Source organism: Caulobacter sp. AVps16, from assembly GCF_058681455.1.
In genome coordinates this window covers 1,932,332-1,949,077 of sequence record NZ_CM178739.1, presented here as the reverse complement: position 1 = coordinate 1,949,077, position 16,746 = coordinate 1,932,332, and the positions used below count along the sequence as shown (strand labels likewise).

11 protein-coding genes and 1 pseudogene are annotated in these 16,746 nt (G+C 62.7%); 5 read left to right on the top strand and 7 right to left on the bottom strand.

The window, feature by feature from the left end:
* Nucleotides 1-327: 327 nt before the first annotated feature.
* Complete coding sequence (locus ACW17U_RS09395) at nucleotides 328-1,788, bottom strand: serine hydrolase domain-containing protein (protein ID WP_492055669.1); 1,461 nt, start codon at nucleotides 1,786-1,788, stop codon at nucleotides 328-330.
* A gap of 160 nt (nucleotides 1,789-1,948) precedes the next feature.
* On the opposite strand from ACW17U_RS09395, the gene ACW17U_RS09390 reads away from it, so the two are divergent.
* On the top strand, nucleotides 1,949-2,737 hold the full coding sequence (locus ACW17U_RS09390) for a LytTR family DNA-binding domain-containing protein (RefSeq protein ID WP_492055668.1): 789 nt from the start codon (nucleotides 1,949-1,951) through the stop codon (nucleotides 2,735-2,737).
* A gap of 176 nt (nucleotides 2,738-2,913) precedes the next feature.
* Here the strand turns inward: ACW17U_RS09390 and ACW17U_RS09385 are convergent, their stop codons facing one another.
* A complete protein-coding gene (locus ACW17U_RS09385; protein WP_492055667.1) occupies nucleotides 2,914-3,720 on the bottom strand; it encodes a LytTR family DNA-binding domain-containing protein in 807 nt (268 codons plus the stop codon).
* Between the two features lie 82 nt (nucleotides 3,721-3,802).
* On the opposite strand from ACW17U_RS09385, the gene ACW17U_RS09380 reads away from it, so the two are divergent.
* On the top strand, nucleotides 3,803-5,680 hold the full coding sequence (locus tag ACW17U_RS09380) for a MarR family transcriptional regulator (protein WP_492055666.1): 1,878 nt from the start codon (nucleotides 3,803-3,805) through the stop codon (nucleotides 5,678-5,680).
* 291 nt (nucleotides 5,681-5,971) lie between these two features.
* A pseudogene (locus ACW17U_RS09375) lies at nucleotides 5,972-6,596 on the top strand (site-specific integrase).
* 122 nt (nucleotides 6,597-6,718) lie between these two features.
* Here ACW17U_RS09375 and ACW17U_RS09370 read toward each other — a convergent pair.
* The 3 genes from ACW17U_RS09370 to ACW17U_RS09360 form a co-directional block, all read right to left on the bottom strand.
* Entirely contained in the window at nucleotides 6,719-6,925 is a 207-nt protein-coding gene (locus ACW17U_RS09370) for a hypothetical protein (RefSeq protein ID WP_492055665.1), read from the bottom strand.
* A gap of 474 nt (nucleotides 6,926-7,399) precedes the next feature.
* Nucleotides 7,400-8,338 (bottom strand): TraB/GumN family protein, encoded by a 939-nt coding sequence (locus tag ACW17U_RS09365; protein ID WP_492055664.1) that lies wholly within the window; start codon nucleotides 8,336-8,338, stop codon nucleotides 7,400-7,402.
* A gap of 60 nt (nucleotides 8,339-8,398) precedes the next feature.
* Complete coding sequence (locus tag ACW17U_RS09360) at nucleotides 8,399-9,421, bottom strand: zinc-dependent alcohol dehydrogenase family protein (RefSeq protein ID WP_492055663.1); 1,023 nt, start codon at nucleotides 9,419-9,421, stop codon at nucleotides 8,399-8,401.
* 538 nt (nucleotides 9,422-9,959) lie between these two features.
* On the opposite strand from ACW17U_RS09360, the gene ACW17U_RS09355 reads away from it, so the two are divergent.
* Nucleotides 9,960-12,002 (top strand): TonB-dependent receptor plug domain-containing protein, encoded by a 2,043-nt coding sequence (locus ACW17U_RS09355; RefSeq protein WP_492055662.1) that lies wholly within the window; start codon nucleotides 9,960-9,962, stop codon nucleotides 12,000-12,002.
* Nucleotides 12,003-12,140: 138 nt separating this feature from the next.
* On the opposite strand, the gene ACW17U_RS09350 is transcribed toward ACW17U_RS09355, so the two are convergent.
* Complete coding sequence (locus tag ACW17U_RS09350; protein ID WP_492055661.1) at nucleotides 12,141-13,595, bottom strand: lipase/acyltransferase domain-containing protein; 1,455 nt, start codon at nucleotides 13,593-13,595, stop codon at nucleotides 12,141-12,143.
* A gap of 169 nt (nucleotides 13,596-13,764) precedes the next feature.
* Here ACW17U_RS09350 and fabF point away from each other — a divergent pair, with 169 nt between their 5' ends.
* On the top strand, nucleotides 13,765-15,132 hold the full coding sequence (gene fabF, locus ACW17U_RS09345; protein ID WP_492055660.1) for a beta-ketoacyl-ACP synthase II: 1,368 nt from the start codon (nucleotides 13,765-13,767) through the stop codon (nucleotides 15,130-15,132).
* Between the two features lie 209 nt (nucleotides 15,133-15,341).
* Here fabF and ACW17U_RS09340 read toward each other — a convergent pair whose 3' ends face one another.
* On the bottom strand, nucleotides 15,342-16,724 hold the full coding sequence (locus tag ACW17U_RS09340; protein ID WP_492055659.1) for a glutamate--cysteine ligase: 1,383 nt from the start codon (nucleotides 16,722-16,724) through the stop codon (nucleotides 15,342-15,344).
* Nucleotides 16,725-16,746 lie beyond the last annotated feature (22 nt).

The window sequence follows — 16,746 nt, the reverse complement described above, 5'->3', positions numbered from 1 at the left end:
CATCTTTCTCCGAAATGGTGGAAACTGTGGGGACCGGTGTTGCCTCGCCAAAGCTTTTGCAACAGGGGATTGCTTGCCCATTAGCACCTCGAAACATCGCGCGAGTGGTGCTCCCTACTGGCATTATGGCGGGTTTGAACGTCGGGGCGAACTGCGTTGGCGCTAGGTCATCGGTATTGATCGGGTAGCAGGGCGGCTTGGCGAGGCGGTATCCCAGAAGTCCGCTGCTGACTCTTCTCTGACCTTGGGAGAGTCCGCTTCCTGGCACCGGCCACAGCCCAGACGAGGCGATCCCGCGATTGGGCAGACCTGACTCTTCTTAGACCCCTAAAAGGTCTCCTGTTCGGCGTCACCGACAGCGGTTCTTCTGGATCGAGATAGCCAGACCACAAGGCCTGGCAAAGCTATTCGAAGGACAGCCCAGAGCGTGGCGATTGCGGAGGACAAGAGCACCAGGACCCCGACGTCCGGGTAAAACATATAGACCGCTGTCAGAGTCACGCCGCTAAAGCCCGGCACGGTGACTGCGAGAAAATAACTCAGCCCGATCAGTGCAAGAGAGGGAACGATGGCCCACGTCATCCGTGTGACCACGGGACGCCGGAACGTTGGGGCCCGGCGCGTGATGAGTCTCCTGATCGATAGCCCGCTGCCCAGCAACAGCAGGATGGTCAGTCCAAGCGTGCCCCACAGGCGCAGGCGATTGACCCCGGCCGGCGCGATGGCCTCGGCGGGCAGGCCCAGCGCGTAATTGACCGTCCCGCCCACCAGATTACCTTCCAGACTGCCGGACATGTTGGTCAGGACAAGCACGCCCTGCCGGGTCTCCGGATCATAGGCGACCCGGGACCAGAAGCCCGGATTCAGCCCGCCGTGGAAGATCAGCCTCCGGTCATCGATCGTGTCGAACTCCCACCCGAACTCGTAGCCGCCCCGGCGCTCCCGGGAGAGGGCTTCAGAAAGCGGGGCGGGGACGATGCGCGGGTCGTTCCCGAACACCGCAACCAGATAGGTCGCCAGATCTTCGGCGCTGGCCGTGACGCCGCCCGGCCCAGCCATCATCCGGCCGGCGACGAAGTCACGCTCGACCGTCTGTCCGAACCATTGGGTATGGCCGACGGCGGGGCGGGCCGATCCGGGCTTCGGCGCCTGGACGAACGAATTGCGCATACCCAGCGGACCGAAGATGCGGTCCTGCAGGACGTCTTCATAGGGGCGTCGCTCGACGGTCTCGATCACATGGGCAAGCAGAGCGTAGTTGGCGTTTGAATAGGCGAAACGGTCGCCGGGCCGGGTCTGGAGCCGAGCGCCCATGAGCTTGAGCGTGGCCCGGGCCATCGCATCCGCTCCCCGGTCGGTGGTCGACTGGCTGCGGTTTCCGTCCAGGGTCGACAGGCCGCTGCGATGGTTCAGCAGATGGCGGATGGTGATCCGGTTTGAGGCCGCCGGATCAGCGGTCCTGAAGGTGGGGATGTATCGGATGATCGAGTCATCCAGCGACAGTCGCCCCTCGTTAGCGAGTTGCAGCACGACGAGGGCTGCAAACGACTTGCTGACGGAACCCAGCTGAAAGGGGGTTTGCACCGTCACGGGCGTTCCAGCGTCATCGGCTTGCCCCAGCCCCCTGACGTGCGTGACCCGGCCGTCGGAGAACAGCGCCACCGCCGCGCCCGGAATGTGCAGCTCCGCCATCCCCCGTTCGACATAGGCGTCCACCTGCTCGGCCGATGGAACCGATGGCGTCGCGGCCCTTGCCGGGCTGAGGCCCGCCGACATCACCAGCGCCATGGCGACGGCCGCAACGGCTTTCAGGCGGAGCATCGCCCCCGAAATCGATCCTGTCACCCTGCAACTCTCCCTGATTGACCGGAGCAACTTGAACCGGATCGCGGTGACGTGTCTCTTCGCCTTCGCGAACGGGACGGTTTCTTCGCGAACGGAGCGTGGCGTGACGGTAGCAGGAACGATCCGGGGACTGGCGTCGCTCAGGCTGGGCCGGGCGGACGGCGTGGAACTGGCCGCCCTGGTCCTGTTCGGGGTCTTCCTGGCCACGATCGCGCCGTTCGGCACAGCATCGGACCCGGGCCCGATGCGCCACCTCTACTGGCAGCTGGCCGTGGTCGGCGGCGGGATGATTGCGGCCCTGATCGAGATGGGGCTGGTGCCGCGCCTGTCGGGGCGACCCCGGCTGTTCCTCGTCTTCCAACTGGCGATCATGACGCCGGTGATCACGGCCTGGGTCTCGCTGCTGCCGGTGGTCCTGTTCGGTGAGGCGGTCTCGGCCGCGCGGTTCCTGCGGCTTCTTCCCGAAGTGCTGGCGGTCAATGTCGCCGCCCTGGCCCTGACCGGGTTGACACGCAAGGCGCTGAACCGGGGCGACAGGCGGTCGTCGGCGCCCGAGGGGCTGGCTCCCCTCGCCATTCGCAGCAAGCTTCCGCGCCGGCTGGCGCGGGCCTGTCTGGTCGCGGTCGAGGCCGAGGATCACTATCTGCGCATCCGGACCGAGGCGGGGTCGGCCCTGGTGCTGATGCGGCTGGGCGATGCGCTGGACGTCCTGTCGCCCCTGGACGGCTTTCGCACAGACCGGTCCTGGTGGGTCGCGCGCACCGCCGTCCAGACTGTTCGATGGAAGGGCGGGCGCGGCGTCCTGGCCTTGTCCGACGGATCGTTCGCTCCGGTCAGCCGGACCTACGCCGCCGCCTTGAAGGGGACCGACTGGGTTGCGGCTGTTGTCTGAGGCTCGAACCCCCGGTCCGTCTCTCGGCGGAGATGCAGGCTCGGAAGATGTGCATCATCGCGTTCCGTGCTGACAAATGTCGCCTTTTCGGACGAGCGACAACGACCGCTCCGGGCGCAGGGCTGACCTCCGGCCTCCTGCTCATCTAGGCGTCCGCGGACGGTGGTCGCGGCCCCCTAGAACCAGCCAGCCTCTTTCAACACCGGTCCATAGGTCCGGCTCACCGGCACCGTTAGCCCGCCGGCAAGGCGTATTTCGCCCACGCCACGCCGCCACTGCACGCCCTCCACCGCGCCCGCCGCCACCCACCAGGAACGATGGACCCGCCAGCCGTGAGCCAGGACCAGCTCGTCCAGAGCATCGGCGAACCGCAGGGTGACCAGTTCTGCGCCCATGTCGGTATGGACTTTCAGATAGTGGTCGTGTGCTTCGATCGCGATCAGCCGCGCCTCGCGGCGTCTCGCCGACAGCCGCCGCCTGAAGGTCGCCTCGGCCTCGGGCAGCGGCGCGGCGATGACGGTTCGCGTCTCGATGACCACGGGCGCGCGCCGCCAGACCAGGGCCCGGACCGCCATCACCGCCAGCATGATCGGCCACACCTGCCAGAGCAGCCACCCGTAGGCCGGCCAGGTGATCGGCTGGTCCACGAGCAGATACTGGGTGACCAGCACCAGTAGGGTCACCGGCGGCGTCATCAGCACCGTGACCGCCGTCATTCGCCACCACGGGCTCATCAGGTATCGACGAAGCAATTCGTCCGCCCCGACTCCGATCAGTCCGCCGCCGACGAGGCAGATCATCCAGTAGAGGTAACGCACCGCGACGGGCGCGCTGTCCGAGTCGAAGGGTCCCAGGAATGCCATCAACAGGCCGATCCCGGCCAGGATCGCGACGTCGATCGCCCAGCGCCGCAGCGCCGTCGTCCCGCCTCGTTTTTTCGGCCTACGGTCCATGTCGTCCTGTTCGCGAAGCCCTGGCGCCATTCGCGAAGTCCTGCCTAGTGAGTCGCAGCTAGACCGGCAATGGCGTTGGGCGAAACCGCAACCCTGCTGGATAAGAAAACCTGTGTCGCACTCATGGCTCGCCGCCTCCCTGACCTTCGCCGCATCCGTCCTCGCCCTTCCCGCCATAGCCCAGCTTCCGGGTGCCGGCGTCGACGCCCGGCCTGATCCGGCCGTGATCTGCCACGTCGGCGTTTATCGTCTGGCCGACGGCGGCTGGGTGGATGTCGCCCCGCTCGAGAACGAGGGCCTCCGGTGGCGTCGGCTCGACGGATCGACCGCACGGATGACACTCGACGTCGAAGGGCGTTGGGTCAGCACCCTGGGATCGACCAGTCGGATCGAAGGTCCGCAGCCGCAACTGGGCACCTGCGACGACGGCCGGATGGTCTTCGAGGGCCAGTCCGGCTCCCGCATGACGCTGGATGTGCAGGATACGACCTTCGTCGGCCAGGGCGGAACCCGGTTGCAGGGACGGTTGATCCTGCCGCCCGGCGACGGTCCCGTTCCCGTCATGGTCGAGGTGCACGGATCGGAACGGTCGAACGCCCTCGACTTCAACGCCTTCCAGCGGTTCGCCCCGGCCTCGGGGGTCGGCGTCTTCGTCTACGCCAAGCGGGGCTCAGGCGGATCGGAAGGCCACTACACCCAGGACTTCCGCATCCTCGCCGAGGACGCCGCCGCGGCCGTCGTCGAGGCCCGTCGGCTGGCCGGGGGCCGGGCGAGCCGGGTCGGCCTGCACGGTGCCAGCCAGGGCGGCTGGGTCGCGCCGCTCGCCGCCGCCCGGACACCCGTCGATTTCGTCATCGTCCGCTTCGGCATGGCTTATGGAGTCCTGTCCGAAGACAGCGATCAGGTGGCTCAGGATCTCGAGGCCAGGGGGTGGGGCCCGGAGGTTCTGGAGCAGGCGCGGGAGATCACCGACGTCACCGGCGCTTTCGTCGCCTCGCATGGCGCCGTCGGCTTCGAAGGTCTGGAGGCCGTCCGAGCTCGATACCGCGCCGAACCCTGGTTCGCGGACATCAGGGGCGAGTTCACCGGCCTGCTGCTCAACGCGCCCAACGAGCAGATCATGGCCATGGCCCCCCAACTCGAAAACGGGCCGTCGTGGGACTATGACCCCCTGCCGGTGCTGAGCAGCCTGGACACGCCCATGCTCTGGATCCAGGCGGAAGACGACCGGGCTGCACCACCCGACGCCACACGGCGCCGACTGATCGACCTGTCCGCCCAGGGGAGGCCCATTACCCTGCTGGAGTTTCCGGACACAGACCACGGGATCGTCCGGTTCGAGACGGCCCCTGACGGCAGTCGCACATCGCTCGGCTACGCAGCCGGCTATTATCAGGCTGTGCTGGACTGGGCGCGGACGGGTCGATTGGACGGCGCATACGGCGACGGTCGGCTTCTCGCGTCGCTTGGAGCGCGTCTGGAAATCTGGGGAGACGGCCTCCTATCATCGCCTGGATTGCGGAGCTGCCTGCAAATGATCGAGTTGAGCCGCGCCTTCCTGGGTCGCCTTAGCGAACAGCTCAGCGAGCTGATCGAGCAACAATCGGCAGAGGTGTTCAAGCGCGCCGGCCTTGTCATTCCGGTCAAGTCTTCGTCCTTGTTGAGCGCCATCGCGGCGCTGGGTCCGGTCTCTGCTTCCGACCTCGTGCGCGCACTGCAGCGTTCACACCAACTCATTCAACAGAAGGTGCCGAAGCTGGTGGCGCTAGGATTGGTCGTCCGCCGGCCCGCCCCTGACGACCAGCGCGTCATCCTGATTGAGATTACCGACAAGGGGCGCGAACAGCTGGCGTTGCTCGATAGGCTGGCCTCCGAGTTCGACCGCGCCTACGGCGAAATGGAGGAGGAGGCCGGTCCCGTCTTCGACGGAATAAATCGCGCGATCAGCGCCCTCAAGTCCCGCCCCCTGATCGATCGCATCGCCGGCTGAAAGTCCGCAAAGGGTCGAGGCTGTGTAAAAACGTCGGAGCGGCATTTCTCCTTAGAACAATTTTCCCTCGTGCACCCCAGTGCAGCACGAACGATTCGGCATGGGGCGAAAATCGACCTTCTGGCGGAAGGAGTTACCCACAAATTTTCCAGTGCCGACGTTTTTACACAGCCTGGGTCGGGAGCGGAAATCAGGTCGCCGCCCGAGAACGGACATTGGGACCGTTGGCACCTGAAGGCAGAAACGGGTGTAGAATGCAGGTGAGGGACATTGGCACGCTGGAGGCGTGACATGGCTCAGCTCGACTTTTTTCTTTCGCCCAAGCAACCCTGGAACCATCGGCGGCTCATCGGACCTAAGCCGCCTTTTAAGCCCAAACACGTATGGGGGATCAGGCAGCAGCTGAAAACGACGGGGCGTGTGCGGGATCTCGCGCTTTTCAATTGCGCGATCGATGCGAAGCTTCGGGGGTGCGATCTCGTAAAGCTGCGAATCTGTGATGTAGCTCCAGGTGGATCTCTGCGTGCACGCGCCACGATCATCCAGCAGAAGACCGGCCAGCCGGTGCCGTTCGAGATCACGGAGCCCACACGGGACTCATTGGCAGTATGGTTGCAGCGGCGGCCGTCGAACTGATGACTGGCTCTTTCCAAGCCGGTCCCGGCCTGGCGAGCACATCACCACCCGGCAATACGCGCGGCTCGTAAATCACTGGGTGGCCATGATCGACTTGGAGCCCTGCGCTTACGGCACGCACAGCCTTCGTAGAACCAAGGTGGCGCTGATCTATAAGAAGACGGGTAACCTCCGAGCCTGCCAGCTCCTGCTTGGCCATCGGAAACTGGAGAGCACCGTGCGATACCTCGGCATCGAGGTCGACGACGCCCTTGAGATGTCAGAGCAGATCGATCTCTAGGCCGCTTTGGAGGATCCTCAGTAGCGTCGAGATACGAGGCGATTTGCGGCGCGCCCGATTTGCGAATGTCGTGTTTCAGGCAGTGCGACAACGGCAGCTGTTGGCGCAAAGCCGCACCAAGTTTAGGCGAGACGATCCGGCTGGGCCTCAGTTTCGGCTTGGAAGAAGGCCTTTTCTTCCGGGGTCAGGCTAAGGTCACCAAACAGCTCTTGCTCGAACCTGAAGACCTCGAGGACGACCGTCCTCCTGACCCTTCCCTCGTCGGACAACAGCCACGGGTTTCTTCGCACAATCTTCCGCAGCAGCCAGCGCGGCAGTTTGATATCCATCCCTGCCTCCTTCGCAAATCTCGAACGAATCTGCCGAGGTGACATGTCAGAATCGGACGTTCCGATTTGCGATGATGGGCACCTTGTGGCCCTCTTGCGACCGCTTCGCGTTATTGACTGTCTTGGGTAGGAAATGGGTACGCGTTAGGTTGCAACGACAGACAACCGTGTCGGGCCAACCTAACGCGGAACGGCTAAGGCGTTGAAAGCCCTCAACAGGGCATTTTTGCCAACTTAGCGGTCCCAACTTAAGGCTAGCCGCAGCACATTTCACTTGCGGCTAGGTGCCGATGAAAGTGCAACGATTTCGGTGACTTGGTGATTGCACTTCGCTGTCACGACGTAGGCGCAAGGTCATCATTTCATAGATGCGCAGAGCGGGTCGCCCAGGCGCTAGTCACCTGGGCGTACCTGTTGCCAGCAAACTCAGACGCTCGGAAATCGTGGCATCATTGTTGGCATGGCGCAGTATCGCTAGCTCAGATACTTTGCCTCCCAGCCATCCTGCTTCAAGTATTCGACCAAGCTATCGGGCCCAGCCATGTGGTAGATGCCGACGACTACGAAAGAGGGCTTGGCTTCCTTCTGCATCTCAGCGAAGCGCGGTAGCCAGTTGGTGTTCCGCCCCACGACGTGTTTTGCGTAAAGGCTTGGCTGAGAACGCTTCATTTCGGCCACGAATTCAGCGGCAGGATCGCGGTTTCCATTGGCCCATGCGCCATAGATGCGCTCGCTCTCCGCCGCCCCGGATATGACTTGCTTAACGGTATACTGGAGGAACTGGACGTCCTCCTCGTTCGACATTTCCCCCATGAATGTGATTACATCATCCTGGGCATCGAATTCGCTCGCGTGCCGAATTTTGTCTGAACTGATTTTCGACAGCAAAACTCGCTCGGCTGTTCCCTGCTCCTTTAGGCCCTTTTCTTTGAAGTAGGCCGACTCGATTTGGCTGGCTGCCAGCCAGGGTCTCATGGGCTCGAGCGAGTCCAAGGCGACTTTCGCTATCTCCGCAGCCTTCCTGACATCCGCGTAGTCAGGCCTAGACAGCGATCCGCTCAGCGGACGCTCGAGGTTTAGGCCGTACTTTCGAACGAGCGTGTTGGGGGTGCCCCGCCAGACACTCTTGGTTTCTGTCCAAATTGAGCCGCAGGACCCAATCAGGTTCTCAATTCGTGTGTCGCTCCAGGCGGTAGGGCGTGGTGGCGTTTGCGCCGTAAGATACACAACCTGCCCAGACTTCCTTAACGCCCAAAGCGGCCACGGGGTTCGTGATCCTGACTGCAATTCTCCCGCCAATGCCAAGCTGCTTTTGAGGGCACTGAAAGAAAGCGGTGCCGCAAAAGCCCCCGCAATGATTTGTCGCCTCGACGGAATTCCGACGCTGTTCGCGGGATTTCTATTGTTTGCCATGGACGTAAGGCCTCACTGCAGGGGAAAGGGGTGGAAACGCTCTCTTCGATTTCGACGCCGCTAGGAATGGTCCTGAGTATTGATGACCACCTTGCCGAAGTGGTCAGAATGTTTCAGGGCCTCATAGGCTTCGGCCGCCCCGCTCCATTTGAAAGTCTTGGACACGCGTGGGGTGATCGCGTGGTCTTCGACGAAGGCCATGAGCCGCTCGAAGTGTTCGACCGACCCAACGCAGATGCCGTTGATCCGACCATTTTTGAACTGCAGTGGTGTAATGTCCGGCTTGGAACCGAAGCCCGTGAGGACGCCGATCTGTGAGATCGTTCCCCCGAATGCGAGGCAGTTGATCGAACGATTGTAGGTGTCCGGGCCGCCCAGTTCGAGGATGTGATCGGCGCCGCGTCCATCCGTCAGGTCAAGAACAGCCTGATCCCAGTCAGGCGCCGTCTTGTAGTTCACGCCCGCCCAGGCTCCCATGGACTTTGCGATGGCGAGCTTTGCGTCAGACGACGATGTTACGATAACCTTCGCGCCTGCGGCGTGCGCCAGTTGGAGCGCAATGATGGAAACGCCGCCGGTCCCTTGAACAAGGATGGTGTGGTCGGGCCCTACCTGATCACGCTCAAACAGCGCATGCCACGCGGTCACACCCGCGCAGGGCAGGGTGGCGGCTTCGGCAAACGACAGACGGTCCGGGATCCGCACGAACGCATCTTCATGCGCCACGAACAGGCTTTGCAGCACGCCGTCCGTGTTCGAGCCGCCGAGAGCCTCCGCCAGATGTTCGGGCCGGAAAGGGCCGGAGCGCCATTTTGGGAAGAAGGCCGGACTAACGCGATCACCTGGTCGCCAACGGCTAACGCCTGAGCCAACCTCGATCACCTCACCGGCGCCATCAGAGAGTGGAACCAGGCCTTGTCGGGTGCCCTCCAGATCGCCTCTGCAGAGCAAATCGCGATAATTCAGGCTCGTCGCCATCATGCGCACGACTACGTGCTGACTGCCGAGTGGGCCGATCTGCGGCTGTTGGCCGAGAACTAGGGCGAGCTCGTTAGAGCCAGATTGGAGAGTGTACTGGTCCATCGACGAACTCCGCTGCTTGCAAGCCGCCCCTTCCGGCAGCGCAGGGCTGGGCGGGGTGAGGAGAACCTAGTGTGGTCGGTGGCCGACGACCGTTTCGATTAGTGAAATACACCGTCTCAGCCGCTGATTGCCTAAGAGTGCCTGCCTGGCCTTCCCAGTCGGCGCGGACGATGGGGCGGTGCCGAAAGCAGTCGTACCAAACGGCTCTGCGATGGACCTGGTCGAAAATCTCTTCCGTACCTGACATAAAGGACGGCTCAAAATGTTGAGTTGACTTGTGCCGCGCGTCTGTATTTTGCCTATCTTTCTCGATATCCATTTTCTGACTGTGAGTATAAACTTATATTATATGCATATATATCACCATTGCTTTGGCGTATTTATTTCGATAGTTTCCGATCATTTAGGGCGATGTCTTTATTAAAATCTGGTAATACGCATAGTTGCGTGAATTGAAATGCTCCATTCCTTTTGTTCCACTTGTTCGTGAGGAGCGGACGGCGGAGTAACGCCGCCTCATTTTTGACGAGGCGACTTCATGTCGAGAGAACTTTTTCTAGCGGGTCTGGCTGCGACGCTGCTGACCTCTGTAGCCCACGCTGCTGATCCTTTGACTGAGCAGCCCAACCCGCCGGCGCAGGCTGCGCAGCGCGGGGTGCTGGTCTTCCAGCCTGACTTCTTCGCCGCCCAGCGACCGAACACGGCGCTAGATATGGTGCAGCGGGTACCAGGTTTTTCGGTTCAGGACGGAAGCGGCGCTCGTGGCTTCGAGGGTGCGGTCGGAAACATTCTGATCAACGGAGCTCGCCCGGCCTCGAAGAACGACACAGGTAGCAACGTGTTGTCCAGAACGATAGCCGGGCGCGTTGAGCGTATCGAGCTGATCCGCGGCGGAGCCCCCGGCGTGGATATGCAAGGCTATTCGGTGGTCGTGAACGTGATCCTGAAGAAGGCCACAAGCCGACAATCGATCCTCACTTGGAATACGACGCAGTTTGACGGGGGGCGGGACCTCTTCGGCGGCAGCTATCAATTCACGGCCACCGACGGCGAAAAGAGCTGGGGAGTGACCCTGAGTGACGGCATCAGCAGTAGCGACGCCAATGGCCCTGGCGTGAACATTCGTCGTGACGGAAGTGGCAAGCCAATCCGCGAGGAGTCCTTCCTAAACGATAGCTGGGGTGGCAATCGCGGTATTCGTGGCAATTATTCTGGGCCGCTGGCCGGCGGCAAGATCGAGGCAACGGCCCGCTTTGGGGTCAATGACTGGCAGCAGTGGCAGGCCCTTGTGTCGTCGGTCGCTGACCGTCGCAGCAACTACGCGGAAGAGGGGCAGTCCGGTGAGTTTGGCCTGACTTATACTCGGCCCCTGGCCCCCAACTGGGCGCTGGAGACGCGGGCGATCCACACTTTCGAGGCCTTCGACAACGCGTCGACCAGCACCGAGACGCTTGGCGGCACTGCGAGCCCGCAGCAGCGGTTCACCGCAGACGGCGACAGTTCGGAGACGATTTTGCGCGCCCAGGTTCGCCACGACTGGAGCAAGGCCGTCACCTTCGAAGCCGGCGGCGAGCTTGCCTACAACGTGCTGGACGTGACGCAGGCCTACTCGGTAGGCGGGGCGGCCGTGCCGTTGCCCAGCGCTTCGCTCAAGGTCGAGGAGCTGCGCGGCGAGGGCTTTTCCAAGGCCACATGGCGGATCAATCCGCGCCTCACACTTGAGGGTGGTTTGCGACTGGAGACCTCGACCATCAAGCAGTCGGGCGACGCGGACAATGAGAAGAATTTCTTTTACGCCAAACCCCGGTTCCTTGCGACCTGGACCCCGGCAGCCAATAGCCAGGTGCGTATCCGCTTTGAGCGGGAGCTTGGCCAATTGGACTTTGGCGACTTCGCAGCGTCGGCAGAGCTGGATGATGACAGCGTTTATGGCGGCAATGTTGACCTCAAGCCCGAGCAACGCTGGATCAGCGAGATCGGATATGAGCGCCGCTTCTGGGGCGAAGGCATTGTCGCTATCGCCTATCGCCATGATGAGATTATCGGCGTGATCGACCGCCTACCGCTACCTGGAAACCTGTCAGCAACGGGGAACATCGGCGACGGCAAGCTGGATCGCCTCAGCGTGAACATTGTCGTGCCGACCGACAGGGCTGGCCTCAAGGGCGGCCGGATAACCTTCAAGAACGACTGGGATCAGACCGAGGTGAAGGATCCCACGACGGGCCGGACCCGTCCGATCTCGGGGGTGCGTCCAACCCTCGCGTCAGTCGGGTTTCAGCAGGACCTGACCCGATACAAGGTCCAATGGGGCGTGAACTGGCTGCCTCTTCTCATCGACAGAAACTATAATGTAGATCAGGTCGTGAACGTGCGAGGCTCCGGATATACGCAGGTATTCGCTGAGTACAAGCCGAACCCGACGCTGTCCGTTCGCACCCAGCTGACGCTTTGGGACGATTTCAATGTGCAGAGAACGGTTTTCTCAAATCGCGCCCCTGATCGCGCAGTCGCCTACGTAGAGAGCCGAATGATTGATCCACGCACCTTCGTCACCGTGCGAGTGCGCAAGACCTTCTAGGTCGAGCTTTCGGGAGGCTAGCCTGGCAATCCTGATCTGGGAGGCTGTTGCTGCATGGCGACAGCCTCCCAGTTGGATTTTGCGTCTAAAGCTTCAGCGCCCTGAAGGAGCATTTTGATCCAACCAGCGTCACGCCGGCTAAATAGAATAACGTACATTCAATCCGCCGCGCTGTTCTTCCAGCAGCCAGAATAGCAAATTGTCTGAAAACAAATCTGTCCTGGTCAGCCCAAGATGGTCCTGCTCGGTGAACAACACGCTGCGAAACCTCAGCGGAGACTGAATTCGCGGTGTCCAGGTGGAAGGAGTGCGCTGATCGAGCAGGGCGCTGGAACGGGTGACCGCTCCATCACCGGGGGCGTAGCTGGTCACGGTCAGCCGCTTACGCTGCCCGTCAAATCGATAGCGATCCGGCGTCGGCACCGTGTCACCGGCAACCAGGAAGGGCTCAAAGCCCACCGGCGCTGCCTGTGCGCTGTCGAGCGCCGTATGAAATTTTCGGGCTCGCGTCAGACTCGTCTGGAGATGCTCGAGCGCCAACTGGCGGCGCCGATTTGCGTCGGCGACCTCGGGAATGATGCTGGCAAGCACCGGTGCCTGGTCCGGCGCCGCCAATCCCCAGCCACGGTCAACCCAAGTTGTCGCGTCAAAGAGACTCTCACCCTTTACGCCTTCAATCGTTGGCGACCAGGATCGAGGCAGCAACTGGTAGACGGAAGGAAATGATCCAAGGATCGATGGCGGATACCTGGGCGCAACAGGGCGCCCAAAGTCTTGGCCATCCAGCAGGAGCCGCATGGTTTCCCCGCTTCCGCCATTCGGGGGCGCTACGAGGACTGCGCGATCAACATAGGCCGCGCCGGCCCAGTCAAGTGTTGGACCCGCGCCGAGCGACTCCAGCGGCTGGCCGCCATAACGCATGAAATATCTGAACATAACGGCCCCCATCGAGTGGGCGACGACGTCAAAGCGGATGGACTCCGGTGCAACATCATAGCCGAAATACTCGCGATAGCCGTCAGCAACGACCAGCCGCTTTTCGTCCATGAACTGCTTGAGGGCTAACGCAGTTTCGGCATTGTCGCGCCGCCAGTCATAAGGAAACTGGAAGCAGCTGATGTGCCCTGGGCCGTAGTCGAGGCCGTCAGGATGGAGGGTTTCGTCACGATAGCCCGCCGCGCCGAGCGTGGATAGAATCTGGGCGTACTGACGAAGCTGGAACGGTATGCCCAGGAGTTTCACGCTGACACGGTCGAGGACCACATCGGGACGTAGGTCTGTCAGCAGGTCAGGCGACAACCCTTCACGGTGGAACGGGAAGGCCAGCCTGCGAACGTTGGCTTTATCTGATGAGTTGAGAGAGAAGCCATCGAAGGCCCCCCAGACGGTTTGCCCTGACGCCCCGTCGACCAGGCGTGTGCCGAGAATTCCCGGAATTACGATCACAGGGTTTTGGTCGGGATAGTGCTGCTGGGCGGCACGAGTATAGAGAATTTTCAGACGATCACTGCTGGCGCGGGCTGCGGTAGGCAAAGCGGCGAGCCCGGCACTCGCCGTTACAGATGTCAGGAATTGTCGGCGCGAGTGGATCATCGGATTTTCGGGCTCGCAGCTTTTAGACTTCAGGGCGACCCGAACAGAAGGGCTGGCGGGTTGGGCTTTTTCCAGTCAACCCGGCCCCGGGCCGAGCTGACTGGCATGTCGCACACTCTGTGTCTGGAGGTGTTCTAGCAAGCTGCCCGGGGCGGAAGACTGCATTGCCATGAGTGGTGGTTCTCAATTGGAAGAGCCGCAGCCAAAACAGCGCTCAGCTTCGTGGTCCGGAGCAGTCACGCCCGGTCGCGGGAAAGTATCGGAAGTAGGTCTCATGCGCCGTATCGTTGTTACGGGCCTTGGTCTGGTCACGCCCCTTGGCGTGGGTGTCGAAACGGTCTGGGAGCGCCTGCTAGCCGGAGAGTCTGGCCTGCGGCGTCTGGCAGCTGAGGTGGCTCCCGATATTGCCGCGCAGGTCGTGGCACCTGTGCCTGAGGGGCAAGGCTTTGGTGAGTTTGACCTTGAGACGGTCGTCTCATCCAAGGACCAGAAGAAAATGGATCGCTTCATCCCGTTCGCACTTGCGGCGGCTGAGGAGGCCCTCGTTCAAGCGGGTTGGGCACCTCAGGACGAGGCAGGCCGTCAGAGTACTGCAACAGTTGTGGGATCAGGTATTGGCGGTTTCCCCGCCCTGGCCCAGGCCGTTCGGACCACCGACGCCCGTGGGGCGCGCCGGCTTTCACCGTTCACGGTACCTTCGTTTCTGGCCAACCTGGCCGCTGGCTGGGTCAGCATCCGCCACGGTTTCAACGGTCCCATTGGCGCGCCGGTAACCGCCTGCGCGGCAGGCGTGCAGGCGATCGGTGATGCTGCCCGCCTTATCCGGAATTACGAAGCCGACATCGCCGTTTGCGGCGGAACCGAAGCGGCGATCCACCATGTCAGCCTGGGTGGCTTTGCTGCCTCTCGGGCCCTGTCGAGCGCCTACAACGACACGCCTGAACACGCCTCCCGGCCCTTCGATGCCGACCGCGACGGCTTTGTGATGGGCGAAGGCGCTGGCATTCTGGTGATTGAAGCACTGGACCATGCGCTGGCTCGCGGGGCCCAGCCGCTCGCAGAGCTTGTCGGGTATGGCACCAGCGCTGACGCCTATCATCTTACCGCAGGGCCTGCTGATGGGGCGGGCGCCCAACGAGCCATGATGGCCGCCCTGAAGCAGGCCGGGGTTTCCGCCAGCCAGGTGGGTCACATCAACGCTCATGCAACCTCGACGCCGGTCGGTGATGCCGGCGAGTTGGCAGCCATTCGGGCCATTTTCGGCGTCGAGGGCGGCCCAGCTATCAGCGCGACAAAGGCCTCGACGGGACATCTGTTGGGCGGCGCCGGGGGTATGGAGGCCGCCTTCACTGTCCTTGCCCTTTCCAGAGGTGTTTTGCCGCCGACCCTGAACCTGAAGTCTCGAGACCCGTTGGCGGAAGGTCTTGATATTGTCACCACAGCTCGCGAGGCGCAGGTCGACCTGGCCTTGTCTAACGGGTTCGGCTTTGGCGGGGTCAATGCCAGTCTGCTCTTCCGACGCTGGACGGGTGCTTAGGCTCAAAGCATCAGGGTCAACCGGATTGAGCCAAATAGGCTCGGGTCTGCACCTCCTGGGCGGTACTCGGTCTGGTCCTGACCGAACATGGCGAGCTTGAACTCGCCTCAAACCTGGCTCGGCACGATGTCGGCACGTCCTCGCTGCCCGCGGCCAGGCTCGCCGCTTCCTCTGGATGGGAGCGGAAAGCCTGTCTGCCTGTCTCCGGCTTAAGTTTTGGACTGCGCGTCCCAGTAGGCGCAGTCTGTAAAGACCCGGCTGACATCGCCCTGCCAGGGGCCGTGATACAGCTCCAGTAGGCGGTCGGCCCGGGTCAAGCCGCTGTCGGCGATCTCTTCCAGCTCGCCCATATAGATGGTCTCGTCGAGGAACCCGCCGTTCATGTGGGCCCGGCCCTTGAGGCCCGACTTGGCGATGGCGACGAAATCCTTGGCCACGTCCTGGGCGGTGCGCCCGGCGATCGGCGCCTGCAGACCCAGAACCGGCACGTCGCGGCGCAGCTGGGCGCGCTCCTCAGCCGTCCAGTCCTTGCAGAGGTCCCAGGCGGCGGCCAGGGCGGCGTCATCATAGAACACGCCGGTCCACAGGGCCGGCAGGGCGCAGAGGCTGCTCCACGGGCCGGCGTCGGCGCCGCGCATTTCCAGATAGGTCTTCAGGCGCACTTCCGGGAACAGGGTCGTGGTGTGGTCGGCCCAATCCTTGATCGAGGCGCGCTCGCCGGGCAGCTCATCGATCTTGCCGTCGATGAAGTCGCGGAAATTGCGACCGGCCAGGTCGATATAACGGTCGCCGCGCTTGGCGAAATACATCGGCACGTCCAGGGCGTAGCGGGCGTAGCGCTCGAAATCGAAGCCGTCCTCGAACACGAAATCCAGCAGGCCGGTGCGGTCGGCGTCGGTGTCGGTCCAGACATTGGCCCGGCTGGAGAGGAAGCCGTTGGGCTTGCCTTCTGTGAACGGAGAATTGGCGAACAGCGCCGTGACGATCGGCTGCAGGGCCAGGCTCATGCGGAACTTGGCGACCATGTCGGCTTCGGACGAGAAGTCGAGATTGGCCTGCACGGTGCAGGTGCGCAGCATCATGTCGAGGCCCAGGCCACCGACCTTGGGCATGTAGTTGCGCATGATGACGTAACGCCCCTTGGGCATCACCGGCACTTCCTCGCGCTTCCACACCGGCGAGAAGCCAAGGCCCATGAAGCCCAGGCCCAGTTCGTCGGCGACGGTCTTGACCTCGTCCAGGTGCTGGCCGGTCTCTTCGCAGATGTCGTGCATGGTCAGCAGGGGCGCGCCGCTGAGCTCGAACTGGCCGCCGGGCTCCAGGCTGACATTGGCGCCGTTGCGCTCCAGCCCGATGATGACCTCGCCTTCCATCACCGGCTTCCAGCCAAAGCGCTGCAGGCCGACCAGAAGGGCGTGGACGCCGGTGTCGCCGTAATAGGGCACGGGCGCGTGCGAGCCGAGATAGAAGCCGAACTTCTCGTGCTCGGCCCCCACGCGGAAGGCCTCCTTGGGCTTGGAGCCTGAAGCGAAATAGGCGGTCAGGTCGTCGAGCGTCAGCGGACGCTCCTGCAGGCTAGTGGTGTCGGCCATGCACGGCGTCCTCATAAATCTG